Here is a 14,880-nt window from a genome sequence, read left to right on the forward strand (position 1 = left end):
GCTCACTTAGTGAGTTGACCACTGCGGAGTGGTAGTTCAGTTGGTTAGAATACCGGCCTGTCACGCCGGGGGTCGCGGGTTCGAGTCCCGTCCACTCCGCCACTTATTTCAGAGTTTCAGCTCTTTAAAACTGAAATAGGGGTGTAGCTCCAATTGGCAGAGCAGCGGATTCCAAATCCGCGTGTTGGGAGTTCGAATCTCTCCACCCCTGCCATATTTAAAGCCTCAGCAGAAATGCTGAGGCTTTTTTGCATCTATCAATCTATGTTTGCTCTTCTCAATAATAACAGAACATCACTTTGTACCAGTTCCCTTCCCGAAAAATTAGCCGATACATTTCGGAAAAGTTTAAGAACAGTGGCAAGGTATGTTTCAGTTCATATCAAATAAGAATATGACACCAATTACCGCTCTTGCTCTCGTTATCGAGCAACAGCAGGAACCTCTCGTGGGGTAAATGAAATCCCATCAGCAATTGATGTCGGAGTATAGCCTGGTAGGCTACCACCTGCGAAGCGAACCGTTTGAGGCTGATTAAATAAAGCTGTTGATGTTGATTGAGATTTAAAATCAATGAAAGTATCAGGAAAACCTAAACTGAATAGTGAATGGTTAACGGTCCTTGCTTCTGAATAATAAGGCACGGTATTAACTGCCCACTGCGAACTATCTGGGGTGTAAGCGGCTAAACGCCCTCGGTAAGTCAGTTGTATCACGTTATAAGTTGATTTATCAGGATACCGTTTATGAATGGCATCTGTTACTGAAGCGTGGATAGGTATGGCGTGGATGTTGTGAGCCCATATGGCTGTTTGCCCGCTATCTGGCAGGTTGAACCACTCCTCCCTTAACCAGCGAATGTTTTCAGCTGATTGATTATCAGTAAAAGCATCTTCTAATCCGTTTATTTGGAAGTAGCTATGAGCTGATAAGCTTTTCGCTACTTGTAACCAAAATGATGCGTAATTTCTAAATTCTCTAGGTGATGTCGGATCATAACCTGGAATCATTTCAAGTTCTTTCTGAGTCGTAAGGGTGGAGATTAATTCAGATAGAAGTGAAGTTAGCTGATGATGGTCAGTCACAGTGAATTCTCGGTCTGCATACCAAGGGCACATCATTATCGGAGATAATGATTTAATGGTGGCGAAGCTTTCTTGATATAAAGATTGGAAGACTAAATAATTTTCTAGTTCATCGAACATGACACTGCATCCGGGATCGCTGTTGATTCTTGCATCGTATCCAATGAGTAGTAGGGGGGTAGTGTCTTTCGGTAACTGATCTACATAATTAAACAAATGTGCTAACTCTGCACTATAGCAGTGTCCGAACATATAATTAGCATCAGGTCCTGTAACCGCGTCCAGCAAGTTTTGTTCATCAGCCAGATAGTTTTGCCATGCGGCCAACCCATCATATAACCCGGCTTCGAATGCTATGAAATTAAGATTACCTTCTTCATGGAGCGCTTTTAGCATCAGTGCTCTATAGCTATAGGCTTTAGAGCCCTGATGACTAGCTTCACCTAGCCCAATATAGTCATAGCCAGCAGTCGCGCTGACAAATTGTCTAAGGTCTGAGTTACCATAGATGAAGCTTGTACTTTCGAGTGGTGAATGTTCGATTGTGATGTTTTCTGTATCACTGTTACATCCCATTAATAGGGTAAGCCCAATCAAACTTAATTTTTTCATTATTTAGTCCTTTAGATTGTTTAAAGCTATTCCACTCTATGCTTGGTGAGTTGTTTAGAAGGGGTTTTATAGTGTGCAACTGATTTCTTAATTTGTATTTGTGTTTTGCGGTAAATATTGTATGAGAATTAATCTAAGATACATCTTTAGACTATGATGAATTGTTGAAAATTAAGGAAGGTTACTTGTGTTGCGTTTTATAACTGTACTTCTGGGCTGTTGGCTTATTAGCACTTTCACTTTTGCAACTCCGTGGGAAAGCTTTACCACACCCTCTACACAACCCACTCAATCTATAGGCAGTTATGCTAATGGTTGCCTTGCTGGTGCTGACACACTTCCTTTACAAGGTGAGGGGTACCAAGTTATACGCCCCCAAAGGCAACGTTACTACGCCCACCCTAATACCATCACCTTCATTCAAAGTTTAGCTAAGGAGTTGCAGGAAAAAGGAATGCCTAGAATATTGATCGCTGATATTGCTATGGCTAGGGGGGGCTTATTTTCTTTTGGGCACAGCAGTCACCAAACGGGCTTAGATATTGATGTTTGGCTCAGAGTTACAAGGCTACCTCTGTCAGAAAAAGAACTAGAGAATCCACGAGCGACGAGTGTAGTAGATATACCTAATTACCGAATAAGTAGTCATTGGAAGCCGTATCATTTTGACTTAGTTAAGAGTGCTGCGATAAAGGAAGATGTGGCTAGAATATTTGTCCATCCAGTGATAAAAGAAGCGTTATGTGCAACTGAAACCCAAAATGACAGAGAGTGGCTGAGAAAAGTGAGACCATGGTTTGGACATCATTCTCATATGCATATTAGGCTTAAATGTTCTGAAGAAGATGTACACTGTATTGAACAAGCACAACCGCCAGAAGGTGATGGTTGCGGTGAAGAACTTGCAAGTTGGAAACCAAAGAAAGGGCAACCTGCTGATAAACCAAACTACATTAAGAAGGCGAAAAAAAAGCCTGAACTTTGTCAGGCTCTTCTTAAAGAGTAAAGGGAGGACTATGTCATTCCTTGTATGATAACGAACTTCTCTAGAAGCTCTTCATCGGTCTCAATATTTTTAGGGTCGGTGATGATGCATTTTGATATCGGGCATACTGATTGACAGGTCGGCTTATCATAGTGACCTTTACACTCCGTACATAACAATGGATCAATCTCATAGATTTCATCTCCCATTGTGATTGCACCATTAGGACATTCAGGGTCGCACATATCGCAATTGATACAGCTATCTTGAATTAGAAGTGCCATCTTATTTACCTGTAACGTTACGCGTATCTTGACCTGTGCCTAAGTTTCGCATCAATAGACCATATTCTAAGTCTAGATCACTAGGTACTGGGATAAACACGAAGTGTCCATTGCCTTTTGCATCTTCAACCGCTTGAGATTTGCGGTTTTCCATCATTTCAAGAGTGAAAACGATATTACCTTGAGGTGTCATTAGCTCAAGACTATCGCCGACTAAGAATTTGTTCTTTACTTCTACTTCCGCTAAATCACCACGGCGGTTACCTGTGAACTCACCAACAAACTGTTGAGTATCAGAAATAGAGTAGCCGTACTCGTAGTTTTGGTATGAATCGTGAGTGTGGCGACGCAAGAAGCCCTCAGTGTATCCACGGTGAGCAAGGCTCTCTAGCGTACCCATTAGGCTTTCATCAAATGGTTTACCCGCAACTGCATCATCAATTGCTTTACGGTAAACCTGAGCAGTACGAGCACAGTAATAGAAAGATTTAGTACGACCTTCTATTTTAAGCGAATGCACGCCCATTTTGGTTAGGCGCTCAACGTGTTGAATTGCACGAAGGTCTTTTGAGTTCATGATGTAAGTACCATGCTCATCTTCGAACGCTGCCATTTTCTCTTCTGGGCGATGCGATTCAGAAAGAAGAACCACTTCGTCAGTTGGCTTGCCTAAGCCTAGCGTATTGTCTGGACGCTCGTTTTGCACTTCAAGGTTTTGAGTTTCTACTTCTTGGATAGCAACGCCAGTTGGATTTGCTTCAACGATCTGACCGTTTTCGTCTTCTTTCGCAGCTTCAGTCTTGTATTCCCAACGACAAGCGTTAGTGCAAGTACCTTGGTTCGGGTCTCGTTTATTCATGTAACCAGAAAGTAGGCAACGACCTGAATAAGCCATGCATAGTGCGCCGTGAACAAAGATCTCTAGCTCTGTTTCTGGACAGTGTTCGCGGATTTCTTCGATTTCTTCTAGTGATAGTTCACGAGATAAAATTACACGCTCAACACCTTGAGTTGACCAGAATTTAACGGTCGCCCAGTTAACAGCATTTGCTTGTACAGAAAGGTGGATAGGCATTTCTGGGAAAGCTTCACGAACCATCATTATAAGACCTGGATCTGACATGATCAGAGCATCTGGGTCCATCTCAACAACAGGCTTTAAATCGCGAATGAATGTTTTTAATTTAGAGTTGTGAGGTTGAATGTTACATACAACATATAACTTCTTACCTTGAGCATGAGCTTCATCGATACCGATTTGTAGGTTTTCGTGATTGAACTCGTTGTTACGAACACGAAGGCTGTAACGTGGCTGGCCTGCATATACTGCATCAGCGCCGTAGGCGAATGCGTAACGCATGTTTTTAAGGCTTCCTGCCGGTGATAATAGTTCAGGTACAAATGGTTTTTGTGTAGTCATTGCTTCGTTCTCTAATCTGATCTCAAGTCAGGTTGATACCACCAAGTGATATCAAAGGGGCGCAAATTTTACGCTAAAATGAGTTTGGTTGATAGCCCTAAAGATAGCAATGGTATTAAGAAGAGTACGGATAAGAGAAGATAAGCAGTAGCTTGAAGGAAATAAGCTCAGGTGCCATCGACACCTAAGCCTCAAATATCAAATATTAAGCGTTAGGTTGAGTTAACCCGCCTAGCGATTCGAATAGGTTTGGAAGGAAAACACTGAACTCACCACATAGAAGGGAGAAATCAGCATCAAAGCGAGCAGCTTGATCTTCACGAGGAATATCGTCGTTCTCATCTTTGAGTTCATCACTGAATTTTAGACGTTTAATGCTGCCGTCTTCAGCAAGAATGAATTCAATACGGTCCTGCCAATTGATAAGAAGTTTAGTCACAACTTTGTTGGCTTCGATGTGATTTTTTATCTCATCAGCTTCAAGTTCTTGTTTCTTAACTCGAACGATTCCGCCATCTTCTTGGATTGATTTTAGCTCTGCTTCATCAAGCATAGTAATACCTTGAGGAGTATTACCTGATTGAACCCACTCAGTAAGAGTCGTCTCAATTGCTTGCTCAGGGATAGCTGGAACAACAGGTAGGCTACCCATTGTTTTACGAAGAAGTGCCAAAACATCTTCTGCTTTTTTGTAGCTGCTAGCATCAACAACAATAAAGCCTTCTTTCGGCATGATCAGCGCGTAAGTGAAGTTGCTGCGGCTGAATGCACGAGGAAGAAGATCGATGATGATGTCTTCTTTTAAGCTGTCTTTTTCTTTCTTTTTAAGAGGCGTGCCAGATTCCGCTTCAAGCGTGTCTACTTTTGCATTCAGTGACTCTTTAATGACTGATGCCGGAAGCATTTTTTCTTCTTTTTTAGCACAGATGAGAATGCGGTTTTCTGATAAGTGCGTCATCATATCGCCATGTCTACCCATTGCGTGTACCCAACCAAACTTTTGTTTGTCTTGACTACCACAAGGTGTAAAACGGAACTCTTCAAGTTGTTTCTCTAGCTTATCTGCATTGAAGTCGATATCACGATTGAAGCGATATACTAGGCAATTCTTAAACCACATAAATATTTCTCATACCTTTATCTGAAGACGCTCATCATAGGAGATTTCGCTTCATTTGTCTTATACCTGCAATAAAAATTAAAAGTGAAATGTTTGAGACAGTTATATGAAAATTTGTTTTCAAAGGTCACAAAAGTGTCATAATTAAACCAGATAATGCAATGCGTTGATTAAATACTAAGGCTACTCAATTATGTCGAGAAGGATTCTGGTTGTTGAAGACGAAGCACCAATTCGTGAAATGTTGTGTTTTGTACTTGAGCAAAAGGGCTATCAAGCTGTAGAAGCTGAAGATTACGATACAGCGGTAAATAAGCTATGTGAACCTTTCCCTGATCTAGTGTTGCTAGACTGGATGCTACCTGGTGGTAGCGGTATTAACTTTATCAAGCATATGAAACGTGAAGAGTTAACTCGTAACATTCCCGTTGTAATGCTGACTGCACGTGGTGAAGAAGAAGATAAAGTTCGCGGTTTAGAAGTTGGCGCTGACGATTACATTACCAAACCATTTTCGCCAAAAGAGCTAGTGGCTCGCCTAAAAGCGGTTATTCGCCGTGTTACACCTACTGCATTGGAAGACGTGATTGACGTACAAGGTCTTAAATTAGACCCAGTATCGCACCGTGTTACCGCAAGTGAAGGTCCAGTTGATATGGGACCAACCGAGTTTAAAATGCTGCACTTCTTTATGACTCATCAAGAGCGTGTATATAGCCGAGAACAATTGCTAAACAATGTTTGGGGCACGAATGTTTACGTAGAAGATAGAACTGTTGATGTTCATATCCGACGTCTACGTAAAGCTCTAGAAGCTGCAGGTCATGATAAATTAATTCAAACGGTTCGCGGTGCTGGATACCGCTTTTCGACAAAAGCTTAGTACTTGTCTGATCCTACCCCATTTCGGAGTTATGAATGGTTGAAAGGTTAACCTGGAAAAAGCTAGCTTGGGAGCTGGCTTTTTTTTACGCCCCTTGGGTTTTTATTGGTTGGATATTCGGTTATATGCCTTGGCTACTGCTGGCGGCTACCGTTTTACAACTCTCTTGGCATCTACATAACCAAATGCGTTTATCTGCTTGGTTGTGGGATGAAAAGCGTTTAACACCACCATCGGGTTCAGGTAACTGGGAGTCCTTATTTAACGGGCTTTACCGGCTTCAGCAAAGACAGCGTAGAAAGCGTAAAGAGCTAACCAACCTTATTCGCCGTTTTAGAAATGGTGCGGAATCTTTGCCCGATGCGGTCGTGGTATTTCGAGGTGAAGGCAACATTGTTTGGTGTAACAAACTTGCTCAATATTTATTGGGTTTTCGTTGGCCTGATGATTCTGGTCAGCCGATCTCAAACTTGATCCGCACTCCCGATTTTATCAAATACATCAATAAGCAAGATTTCTCCGAACCTCTAGAAATGCCTTCTCCATTGAATGTTGAGCGAATGCTGGAATTACGTATTGTGCCTTACACTGAAGGTGAGCACTTAATGGTTGTACGTGATGTCACTCAGTTGAAGCAATTAGAAGGGATGCGACGTAATTTCTTTGCCAATGTTTCTCATGAACTTCGGACACCAATGACGGTACTTCAAGGTTATCTTGAAATGACTGAAGATCCGGATATGGTTGTCGGCCCAATGTGGCCAAAAGCTCACGGTGTGATGACTGAACAGCTGAACAGAATGAATAGCTTAGTTAATCAGTTGCTGACTCTTTCTAAAATTGAAGCAGCGCCCATGCATGAGTTGGATGAAGTTGTGAATGTGCCAGCAATGCTGGAAGTTTTGGAAAAAGAGGCAGCAAGTTTAAGTGGTGAATTAGATCATCAATTGAATTTTGATATTGATAAAAGCTTACGTGTTTTAGCTGATGAAGATCAGCTTCGTAGTGCAATTTCAAACCTAGTTTATAACGCTGTTAAATATACACCTGCTGGGGCTCAAGTGAATGTTCGCTGGTATCAAACTAGCCAAGGCGCTTGCTTGGAAGTGTCAGATACCGGAGATGGTATCGAACCTCAGCACCTTCACCGATTAACAGAACGCTTTTATCGAGTGGATAAAGCTCGTTCTCGTGATACAGGCGGTAGTGGTTTGGGCTTAGCGATTGTAAAACATGCGCTTACTCACCATGACTCTCATTTAGAAATTCAAAGTGATCTGGGCGTTGGCAGCCGATTCTCATTCACTTTACCAAGCCGGCTGACAGTATGAAAATGAGATTAAGCCATGCATGGGCGTTGTCTTTATCCTTACTCTCTTCGGTCGTGTTAGCGGATAACATTGATGAACCTGAACAGCTTGTTACTTATAAAAAAGTACCTGGAATATCGGGCAATTTACTTTCTGTAGGATCAGATACCTTAGCGGGTATGACAACTTTGTGGATCGAAGAGTTTAAGTCTTACTACCCGAATGTGAATGCTCAAATTCAAGCTTCTGGTTCGGCGACTGCTCCCCCTGCATTAACGGAAAAAACAGCTCAATTAGGGCCTATGAGCCGTCCCATGCGTTTAAGTGAAATTGAAAATTTTGAAAGAGAGCATGGTTATAAACCGACAGCGTTAAAAGTCGCTATTGATGCTATAGGTCTATTTGTTCACAGGGACAACCCTATAGAAGGTTTGAACTTTAAACAGATAGACTCTATTTTTTCAGAAACATTACGCTGTGGTTCTACTCGTTCGATAACAAACTGGGAAGAGTTAGGGGTAGAACAAAGCTGGGCTAAAAGACGGTTCCAACTATTTGGAAGAAACTCGGTTTCTGGAACGTATGGTTACTTTAAGAAAAACGCTTTATGTGGCGGTGACTTTAAAAATCGAGTGAATGAACAACCAGGCTCTGCCTCTGTCGTTCAGTCTGTCGCTTCCTCTATTAATGGAATTGGTTATTCTGGTATTGGTTACCGCGTTGCCGGCGTTAAATTAATCCCTATTGCCCAATATGGCGATGAATACGTAAATGCTACTAGGGAAACTATTCTCAATGGTGATTACCCACTCTCACGTTTTTTATTCGTTTATGTAAATAAGCACCCAGAAAAACCGCTGTCACCGGTAGAAAGGGAGTTTTTGAAGTTTATATACTCGAAGCAAGGACAGGAACTTGTTGAGAAAGATGGCTATCTAGCGATTCCGCCAGAATTTGCAAAGCAGGAATTAATGAAAGTAGGGCTATAACCAGCCCTATATTTAGGTTTCATAAATCTTTTCAGAAAATATTCAGTTTATGACTTCAAAGCTCAGCTGCCAGCCAATATTACTCCAAAGCTCTTGTTCGCTAGATAAATCGGCAGCTAAAAGCTTATTATCTTCAAGCCAGCTTTTATCATCACAACTCAGCAGCCAATGATCTTGGTCTATGATAATCAGTTGAATATCAAGCATTGGAGCATCATTTCTCTGACCATTAAGTAATATCGCTAAACGCAAAATACGAATCAAGCTGATGACACTTTTCGTTTTAAATAGGCTGAGTTCTGGCATATCTTGTAGTTTCAGAGCTTTACGTTGAAACCGAACCAAAGTTGCCATAAGCAGTTGTTGTTCACTATTAAAGCCAGGCATGTTGGTATGTTGAAGTATATAGGCTGAATGACGATGGAACCCTTGGAAACTAATACTAAGCCCCACTTCGTGTAATAGAGCACTCCAATCAAGTAATTCAAACAGTTGGCTTTTGCTTTTGATGCACAATGGCTCTCTTGTTTGAGTTAGGAATGCACTTGCCCGATTTTTCACTCGAGTTGCATGCTCTAAATCCACTAAATGTTTTACTGCTAAGTTTTCCGTGGTGCGCATACGAATATCTGAACGTTGAAAACTGTCTTCCATTTCATAGAGGAGACCTTCTCTTAATGCGCCATCAGAGAAGTGCATTTCTTTAATCTTTAGAGCTTTAAATATGGCGGTTAATATTGCTACCCCGCCGGCAAATACAGGCTGCCGCTCGACGGTGAGCCCTTTTAGTTCAATCTGCTCAATATTCTTCTGTTCACAAAGTACGTCAATCAGGTGCCTCAGTCTTTTCTCTGTAATGATTGCATCATCATAACCAAGCTTACTAAGCACTTCTTTAATCGCTTTAATTGTACCTGAAGACCCTAGAGCCGCTTCCCAGCCTTTCTTTCTATACTGAGCAGCAAGGGGCTCAAGCCTTTGTTGAGCAGCGATGATGGCTTTTGAAAAGTTCTTAGGGGTGAGTTTGCCATTAGAGAAAAAGGTCTGAGTAAAACTTACGCATCCCATTTGTTTGCTGTTAACGAGCTTTGCTTCGAAGCCTTTACCGATAATCAGCTCTGTACTGCCCCCACCAATATCGATAACAAGCTTTGAGTCTGATTCAGGCTGTGTATGCGCGACACCTAAATAAATTAATCGAGCTTCTTCTTCTCCGGGGATAACTTCAATAGGGAAGGGAAGTACTTCTCTCGCACGCTGGATAAATATATGGGCATTATTGGCTTGGCGAAGAGTATGAGTTGCTGCAATTCGAACGTTTTCAAGTTCAAATCCTTGAAGACGTTCAGCGAACATTGATAAACACTCTAATCCTCTTTCTATGGAGATATTACTGAGGTTGGATTGTTCATCTAATCCAGCGCCAAGGCGTACTCGCTGCTTGTGTCGGCTAACAAGTTGTAATTCTTGGCCCACAACCTTTGCTACGACCATATGAAAACTATTAGAGCCCAAATCAATAGCTGCAATGTTTTTGGGAGAAGCGACAGCCTCCATAGAGGCAGTATCAGGTGATTTTTCTGTTTGGGCTACTTGTATCTTCTTAGCTTGGCTCATCTTCAGACTGTTGTTCCTTGGCTTTTCTAGATTTCTTTTCAACTGATTTTAGGTAATCATAGATAGCGATTTGTGAGCGTAGTTTCTTTCTATTCCCACGAGGAACATAGCTATTGCTCATCTCTTTATCGATCCATCTAGCCTTAACTGTATCGGTAAAATGAATATTTACAATATCGATAATGCGTTGTTTCAAACGTTCATCACGTATTGGAGTTGTCACTTCAATACGATGGTCGATATTCCGGGTCATCCAATCGGCAGAAGATATATAGACTTGCGGGTCACCATCATTATGGGTGATCAGAACTCGTGGATGTTCTAGGAATCGGTCAATAATACTGATTATTTTGATGTTTTCGCTTACCCCTTCAACTCCAGGAACGAGTGAGCACATACCGCGGATGATCATTCGAATATCTACACCAGCGTTACTCGCGCTATATAACTTATTAATTAATCCTTTATCGACAAGATTATTTACCTTTAACGTTATTTGAGCTTTCTTACCAGCTTCAGCATTCGCTATTTCACCATCAATCAATTGATAAAGCTTTTTTCGAGAGTTACGGGGGGAAACAATCAAGTGGTCGAATTTAACTGGTCGGTAAGGGTTTTCTATGTAGCCAAAAACATTACGCACTTCATTTGTGAGGTCTTGATCTGCGGTGAGTAATGAAAAGTCAGTATAGATACGAGCGGTTTTTTCGTGAAAGTTGCCTGTGCCGATGTGAGCATATCTAGTGATTTCTTGATTTTCACGGCGGCTAATCAAAAGTAGCTTAGAGTGTATTTTTAGCCCAGGCGCTCCGAAAATAACTTGAACCCCCGCATCAGTTAAAATCCGTGACCATTCAATATTGGCTTCTTCATCAAAGCGCGCTTGTAGCTCTACAACAACGGTTACATTTTTACCATTGTGAACAGCATCAATAAGCGAATTCATTAACTTTGAATTTTTAGCCACGCGGTAAATATTGATCTTAATGCTGATCACTTTGGGATCAAAGGAGGCTTGACGAACTAGTTCAGTGATGTGATCAAAAGTATGATAAGGATAATACAGTAAAATATCCTGCTCTCTTATCGCATCGAAATTATTGTCAAAGTTATCGAAATCAGCGCAAGTCATCGGTGGTAACGGTTTATTTTCTAAGTACTCACGCCCAACATTGGGAAATCCAATAAAATCTTTGAAGTTATGGTATCGACCGCCTGGAATTAAACTGTCGTAGTTTGATATACCAAGTTTCTCGCACAAGAAATTAAGCATGTTTTTAGGCATGGTTTCTTCATAAACGAAACGAACGGGCATCGCACTTAAGCGTTGGGCGACGCCTTCTGACATTTGTTCTAAAAGACTGTGCTCAACTTCAAACCCTAGGTCATATTCTGCATCCCGAGTCATTTTCATGGCGTAGCAGTTTAGCTCGTCATAATCGAAAAAACCTTTGAAAAGATCCTCAATACAGTAACGAATAATATTATCTAGCAGGATGATGGTTTTACGTCGTTTCCCCTTTTGCTCAGGGACCATGACAAACCTTGGTAGATGATCGGTAGGAATTTCAATGAGAGCGTATTTAGATTGTTCTTCTTTTTGCAGTTCTATTGTGAGGTAAGCGTATTCATCGGTTAAAAATTGGAGTAAATCGATTTCATCAGTCATCAATAAAGGAGTGATGTGCGGCTGAACTTCTTTTTTGAAATACTTACGAATCCATTTTTTCTGAAAATCGTTAAGTTGGTTTTCGTTGACAAGAAATATGTGGCGTCTTGCCATTTCAAGGATTAGCTCATTGTAGAGGTCATCAAACCGTTGGTTGAGCCGAAGTACTTTGGTTTGCATCTTGGTAAGTAGGTGCTTTGAATTGTCGTTAATACCGTGTTCTTGGTTTATTAATATTCTACGTTTAACATTGGCAAATCTAACTTTGTAAAACTCGTCTAGGTTGTTTGAAAATATCCCCAAAAATCTTATACGCTCAATCAGTGGAACGGTTTTATCAGCTGATTCTTGCAAGACTCTTTCATTAAAGGATAACCAGCTCAGTTCTTTTTCGATGTAGAGTTTTTCAGCGTTCATAAATCATCCTGATTGTCCTGACGAGAGTTGGGGTATCAAATTATAAAAAATAAGCAGAATATGTGATTTTTATTACGGTATTATTTCATTCTACAATTTGCATAAAACTTATCACTATTTTCAGTTATTTAATGCAAGCTGTAATATAATTGTCATGTGATAGACATATTATGACAATAGCTCAAAAAAGGTAGATAGACACATGGCTTCAGCCGGATTTTCATTGAAAGAACGCGATAAAAAAAGATGGTTGAAAGATCGACTTGTTCGCTTTTCAGTGACTTGCGGTGGCGTTAGTGTGTTAGCGGCTTTAGTTTTAATTTTTGTTTACCTAGCTATCGTTATATTGCCGGTATTTTCTGATGCTGGATTACAGACTGCACAGGTTGAAAAATCTATTCGCGCAGAGCAACCTATTGCACTTTCAATTGATGAATACGGCAAGCACGCATTTACTGTAGAACAGTCTGGTTCTGTAAATTTTTGGAACCTTGAAGCGCAGGGAAGTGACCCTTACTTCACGCAATCCATTATTAATAATCCTATTGTATTTTCTCGTTCGATTGCATCTGATAATTGGTATGCATTTGCGAACAGTCAGGGACAAATTCAGTTTTTCTCCCCTGAATATAGTGCACCTCTTACTCAAAAAGAAAAAAACACCACTCCAACCATTGAGCTCTTACAAGCCTCTCAAAATTTGGTCGCATTTTCTCCACCTGAAGCCTCAACTATTCAACAATTTACATTTTCTTTGGACAGCCGCAATTTAACCGTCGCTGCTCAATTCTCTGATTTACGTTTATTGGTCAAATCTTATTCGGTGAATTCTTCGGGTGAGTTTACTGAGAAATCAAGCCAATGGCTTTCTGATAAGTTTGCTGAGCAGGGTCAAATACAACTTACTCCTGATGGTCGCACGTTATATTTGAGAGAAGGTTCAGATCTGGCGGTATTAACGAAAGTTGGAACTCAATTCAATATCCGTGAAGTTATCGATTTAAGTTTGAATGATGAAAAACATGGGGTGAAAACCTTTAATTTACTCTCAGGTGCGTACTCATTGTTGGTGACTCACATTGATGGTCAAGTATCCCAATGGTTTGATGTGTTGAGTGATGAGCAGCGATCCCTCACTCATATTCGTGACTTTCAATTAGCTGAAGCTGTACAGTTCATTTTGCCAGACACTTATCGCAAGGGTTTTTATAGTTTTTATAAAAATGGCACTGTGCAGAGTCACTATACGACCAGTGAAAAGTTACTGATGTTTGAAAGAGCATTTGATAAATCCCCTCAACTGGCTGCGATGTCTAACAACGAATTACATTTAGCGACTTTTAGTGACAATAAAATCAGTGTCGCTAAGGTCGATAATGAATACCCTGAAATATCTTTTTCTTCCTTATGGCAAAAGGTTTGGTATGAAAGTTACCCTGAACCTCAGTATGTTTGGCAATCTACTTCTGCTAGTGATGATTTTGAAGAAAAATTCAGCTTGGTTCCAATTACTTTTGGTACGTTAAAAGCTGCGATGTATGCGATGCTTTTTGCTGTTCCAATTGCGGTGCTTGGGGCAATTTATACGGCTTACTTTATGTCGCCACGCATGAGAAGAGTCGTAAAGCCGTCGATTGAATTAATGGAAGCCTTACCAACCGTTATTATTGGTTTTTTAGCCGGGTTATGGTTTGCGCCCATTGTTGAAACTCATTTAACTGCCGTGTTCTCTTTACTCATACTATTGCCGTTGAGCACATTAGTGGTTGGCTTGGTGTGGTATTGTTTGCCTGGGAATATTACTGGCAGGTTTCCTAATGGTTGGCATGCCTTGATATTAATTCCGATGCTAATTGTTACGACCTTAATGGTGTTTGCTTTTGGTAGCCAGATAGAGAGTCTCTTCTTTAATGGCGATTTGCGCTTAATGCTGGCTAACTACGGTATTGATTTTGATCAGAGAAACGCATTAGTTGTCGGTTTTGCTATGGGTTTTGCTGTTATTCCAACGATATTTACTATCGCAGAAGACGCAATTTTTTCCGTACCTAAACACCTTTCTGATGGATCACTTGCTCTTGGAGCAACGGCATGGCAAACCTTAATATATGTTGTACTTCTTACCGCTAGCCCTGGCATTTTTTCAGCCGTAATGATGGGGTTAGGGCGCGCCGTAGGTGAGACTATGATAGTCCTTATGGCGACGGGTAATACACCTATCATGGACTGGAATATTCTCGAAGGCATGAGAACGTTATCTGCGACAATCGCGGTAGAGCTCCCTGAGTCTGCTGTAGGGAGTTCTCATTTCCGTCTATTGTTCTTGGCTGCATTATTACTGTTCATTTTTACCTTTGCTGTAAACTCAGTTGCGGAGTGGGTAAGGCAACGATTGAGAGATAAATACCGTGCTTTATAGTTTGTTTTATTTATCTAATACCTCATATGAGAACAACTCAATACTTGTTCAAGCTTACGGGTTTTTAGGC

The 14,880-nt window shown here is 40.9% G+C and carries 11 protein-coding genes and 2 tRNA genes; 7 read left to right on the top strand and 6 right to left on the bottom strand.

All coding sequences use genetic code 11. From position 1 onward, the window contains the following. Nucleotides 1–25 precede the first annotated feature (25 nt). Nucleotides 26–102 (top strand) — tRNA-Asp (locus F0226_RS20420). A 35-nt stretch (nucleotides 103–137) separates the two neighbouring features. Further along, nucleotides 138–214: transfer RNA gene (locus F0226_RS20425), tRNA-Trp, on the top strand. Between the two features lie 208 nt (nucleotides 215–422). Here the strand turns inward: F0226_RS20425 and F0226_RS20430 are convergent. Then, nucleotides 423–1,697, bottom strand: coding sequence for an erythromycin esterase family protein (locus F0226_RS20430; RefSeq protein WP_171737354.1), 1,275 nt, complete (start codon nucleotides 1,695–1,697; stop codon nucleotides 423–425). 187 nt (nucleotides 1,698–1,884) lie between these two features. Here F0226_RS20430 and mepA point away from each other — a divergent pair, with 187 nt between their 5' ends. Further along, nucleotides 1,885–2,703: a penicillin-insensitive murein endopeptidase gene (gene mepA, locus F0226_RS20435; RefSeq protein ID WP_345776540.1), complete on the top strand. Its 819-nt coding sequence runs from the start codon at nucleotides 1,885–1,887 to the stop codon at nucleotides 2,701–2,703. 8 nt (nucleotides 2,704–2,711) lie between these two features. Here the strand turns inward: mepA and F0226_RS20440 are convergent, their stop codons facing one another. The 3 genes from F0226_RS20440 to rdgC all read right to left on the bottom strand — a co-directional run bounded on the left by F0226_RS20440 (nucleotide 2,712) and on the right by rdgC (nucleotide 5,506). After that, nucleotides 2,712–2,966, bottom strand: a complete 255-nt coding sequence (locus F0226_RS20440; protein ID WP_171737355.1) for a YfhL family 4Fe-4S dicluster ferredoxin — start codon at nucleotides 2,964–2,966, stop codon at nucleotides 2,712–2,714. Nucleotide 2,967: 1 nt separating this feature from the next. Next, complete coding sequence (gene yegQ, locus F0226_RS20445) at nucleotides 2,968–4,386, bottom strand: tRNA 5-hydroxyuridine modification protein YegQ (RefSeq protein WP_171737356.1); 1,419 nt, start codon at nucleotides 4,384–4,386, stop codon at nucleotides 2,968–2,970. Between the two features lie 205 nt (nucleotides 4,387–4,591). Continuing rightward, entirely contained in the window at nucleotides 4,592–5,506 is a 915-nt protein-coding gene (rdgC, locus tag F0226_RS20450; protein ID WP_171737357.1) for a recombination-associated protein RdgC, read from the bottom strand. A 193-nt stretch (nucleotides 5,507–5,699) separates the two neighbouring features. Here rdgC and phoB point away from each other — a divergent pair, with 193 nt between their 5' ends. From phoB to F0226_RS20465, 3 genes are read left to right on the top strand one after another with little or no spacing between them, the layout of a single operon-like run. Next, nucleotides 5,700–6,389, top strand: a complete 690-nt coding sequence (gene phoB / locus F0226_RS20455; RefSeq protein WP_137374995.1) for a phosphate regulon transcriptional regulator PhoB — start codon at nucleotides 5,700–5,702, stop codon at nucleotides 6,387–6,389. Between the two features lie 35 nt (nucleotides 6,390–6,424). Then, a complete protein-coding gene (gene phoR, locus F0226_RS20460; protein ID WP_171737358.1) occupies nucleotides 6,425–7,720 on the top strand; it encodes a phosphate regulon sensor histidine kinase PhoR in 1,296 nt (431 codons plus the stop codon). Between the two features lie 2 nt (nucleotides 7,721–7,722). Next, on the top strand, nucleotides 7,723–8,688 hold the full coding sequence (locus tag F0226_RS20465; protein ID WP_171737375.1) for a phosphate ABC transporter substrate-binding protein: 966 nt from the start codon (nucleotides 7,723–7,725) through the stop codon (nucleotides 8,686–8,688). Nucleotides 8,689–8,730: 42 nt separating this feature from the next. Here F0226_RS20465 and ppx read toward each other — a convergent pair whose 3' ends face one another. Then, complete coding sequence (gene ppx, locus F0226_RS20470) at nucleotides 8,731–10,245, bottom strand: exopolyphosphatase (RefSeq protein ID WP_253820878.1); 1,515 nt, start codon at nucleotides 10,243–10,245, stop codon at nucleotides 8,731–8,733. A 46-nt stretch (nucleotides 10,246–10,291) separates the two neighbouring features. Next, a complete protein-coding gene (gene ppk1, locus F0226_RS20475) occupies nucleotides 10,292–12,391 on the bottom strand; it encodes a polyphosphate kinase 1 (protein ID WP_171737360.1) in 2,100 nt (699 codons plus the stop codon). Nucleotides 12,392–12,593: 202 nt separating this feature from the next. Between ppk1 and F0226_RS20480 the strand changes: the two genes are divergently transcribed. Further along, nucleotides 12,594–14,810, top strand: coding sequence for an ABC transporter permease subunit (locus F0226_RS20480; RefSeq protein WP_171737361.1), 2,217 nt, complete (start codon nucleotides 12,594–12,596; stop codon nucleotides 14,808–14,810). Nucleotides 14,811–14,880: the final 70 nt, after the last annotated feature.

Source organism: Vibrio sp. 99-70-13A1 (genome assembly GCF_013114625.1).
Classification (GTDB): Bacteria; Pseudomonadota; Gammaproteobacteria; order Enterobacterales; family Vibrionaceae; genus Vibrio.